The organism is Bradyrhizobium sp. PRIMUS42, assembly GCF_023006515.1.
Lineage (GTDB): Bacteria > Pseudomonadota > Alphaproteobacteria > Rhizobiales > Xanthobacteraceae > Bradyrhizobium.
The window spans coordinates 1-2,526 of the sequence record NZ_JALBGZ010000828.1 but is presented as its reverse complement, the minus strand read 5'-3'; the positions used below and the strand labels follow the sequence as shown (position 1 = coordinate 2,526).

At 65.9% G+C, this 2,526-nt stretch carries 2 protein-coding genes; one reads left to right on the top strand and one right to left on the bottom strand.

Annotated elements, in window-relative coordinates:
• Window positions 1–204 precede the first annotated feature (204 nt).
• Window positions 205–534 carry an iron-sulfur cluster insertion protein ErpA gene (gene erpA, locus MOV75_RS34275; protein ID WP_212084647.1) on the top strand — a complete coding sequence of 110 codons (330 nt, stop codon included), beginning with the start codon at window positions 205–207 and terminating at the stop codon, window positions 532–534.
• Between the two features lie 4 nt (window positions 535–538).
• Here erpA and MOV75_RS34270 read toward each other — a convergent pair whose 3' ends face one another.
• Window positions 539–2,467 (bottom strand): ATP-binding protein, encoded by a 1,929-nt coding sequence (locus MOV75_RS34270; RefSeq protein ID WP_247007551.1) that lies wholly within the window; start codon window positions 2,465–2,467, stop codon window positions 539–541.
• Window positions 2,468–2,526 lie beyond the last annotated feature (59 nt).

The window sequence follows — 2,526 nt, the reverse complement described above, 5'->3', positions numbered from 1 at the left end:
ACCAGGATGTCCGCGCTCGGCGACCAGCCGGCCGCGGCTGCGATCGGGGTCGCAGGCATAGGGCGCGCGAGGGGCTGCCATTCCGACGGACACGGCGAATTTAGTCCCTATCCATTTGATTCTGCGTATGGTGGCACTTAACTATGTCGGGCGCGGGATACCAAATGAATTGGGTATGACGCACTGGACGATCGGAGACCAACGATGACGACTGCCGTGACCATCAGCGATCGGGCCGCACGCCGGATTGGGGAGATCCTCAAGGGCGAAGGCTCTGGCGCGATGCTGCGCATCTCCGTCGAAGGCGGCGGCTGCTCGGGTTTCCAGTACAAGTTCGATATCGACCGTGCGCGCACCGACGACGACCTCGTGATCGAGCAGGACAATGCGGTCGTGCTGGTCGATTCCGCCTCGCAGCCGTTCCTGGAGGGGTCCCAGGTCGATTTCGTCGACGATCTGATCGGCGCCTCGTTCCGCGTCAACAATCCCAACGCCACGGCGTCCTGCGGCTGCGGGACGAGTTTTTCGATCTGAGCGCTTAGGCGCCGGTGATCTGCCTTTCCTCGTCCGTCCACTCCAGCTCGACCGGCATCAGCTCCGGCTGGAGTGGCGCGTCCTCAGACATCACGTGGCCGTCCAGCGCACGCAGCAATGCCGCGACCAGTGCCGGCTTGCGCAGCGGCTTGGCCAGGAAGTCCGACATGCCAGCCTCGCGGCAGATCCTGACGTCCTCGGGGAAGGCATTCGCGGTCAGCGCGATGATGGGCAAGCCCTCGAAGCGCCCGTCCTGCGCGCGGATCGCGCGGGTGGCGGCGAGCCCGTCCATGTCGGGCATGCGCACGTCCATCAGCACGACATCGTAATTGCCCTCGGAGGCAGCCGCGACGGCCTCTACGCCGTCGGTGACGACCCGCAGCTCGACGTCGAAGGCCCCCAACATCTTGCTCACGACCATGCGGTTGACCGCATCGTCCTCCGCGACCAGCACCTTCAGCGGCCGATCGAGGCCGGCGATGCGAGCCTTGAGCTCGTCGGCCTCGTCGCGGCCGGCCCTCTGCTCGGAGGCCTGCGCCTGGCTCCAGGGCAGCACCAGCGTGAAGCGGAAAGTTGAACCCTCCCCTGGCGTCGAGGTGACGCCGATCGTGCCGCCCATCTGCTCGATGATGCGCCGGGAGATCGCAAGGCCGAGGCCGGTGCCGCCGAAGCGGCGGCTGATCGAGGCGTCGGCCTGCGCGAAGTCGCTGAAGAGCTGGCCGAGCTTTTCGGGGGCGATACCGATGCCGCTGTCGGTCACCGTCCATTCGACGGTCGCCAGCAGGTCACGGCGCGCCTGGCAGGTCGCAGAGATCGTCACCCCGCCTTCATCGGTGAACTTCACCGCATTGGACGCGAGGTTGAGCAGCACTTGGCGGATGCGCGCGACGTCGCCGCGCAGCGTCGGCGGCAGGTTCGGATCGAGCTCGACCTTGACCGCCAGCCCCTTGCTCTTGGCACTCGCGCGCACGACGTTTGCGACCGTCTCGACCAGCGCCTGCGGGGCGAAGTCGATCGCCTCGAACGCGAAGCGGCCGGCCTCGAGCTTGGACAGGTCGAGAATGTCGTTGAGGATGCGCTGGAGATTGTCGCCGGACTCGCGGATCGTGGTAACCGCCTCGCGCTGCTCCGGATCGAGGTTGGTTTCGAGCAGCATGCTGGCAAGCCCGAGCACGCCGTTCATGGGCGTGCGGATCTCGTGGCTCATCACCGCCAGGAAGTCGGACTTGGCGCGGCTCTCGGCCTCGGCCTTCTCCGCGCGCCAGCGTTCGGTCACGTCGCGCCCGAAGCCGCGATAGCCGAGGAACTGCCCCTCGCGGTCATAGGCCGGCTTGGCCGTCAGCGACCACAGCCGCGCCTCGCCACCGGCGACGACCTTCAGATTCATCTCGTGCAGCGGCTCGTTCTGCTCCATCAGGCCGACGACGTTGTAGGCCGCGCTTTTGTCTTCGGGACACAACATGTCGAGCACGTCCACGAAATGCGATCCCTTCAGCAGCGGCAGCGGCAACTGAGCGACGTCTGCGAACCGTTCGGGCACGTCGATCAGATGGCCTTCGGCATCGGTCTGCCATAGCCAGTCGCTGGCGTTCTCCTGAAAATCCTTCAGCAGCAGCGAGATGATCTCGGTCTGGCGTTCGAGCTCGAGCTGGGCCTTGAGATTACCGAGGAACAGATTGCCCTGCGAGACGATGTTGCGCGCCATGAAAAATGCGAACAGCAGCAGGAACACCGCTGTCATCAGATAGGGCCCGGTGCCGCAGAGCAGCAGCGCGCCGGCGCAGGCGAGCGTGATGGTGGCGAGATAGACGAGGCCGGCACGCGGGAACGTCGAGAGCGTGAAGGCGCCGCCCGACATCATGCCGACCATCAGGCAGGCCAGGAGCAGCTGGCTGGTCGGCTCGATGGGGCGTGTTCCAAGGCGACGGCGCAAGACGCCCCGGTCCGTCTTCGCTCTGAGAGCTACGCCGGACACGCTTCGCAGTAAGATTG

Coding starts and splice junctions, on each gene's coding strand:
- erpA (WP_212084647.1), top strand. CDS start 205: ATGACGACTGCCGTGACCATCAGCGATCGGGCCGCACGCCGGATTGGG.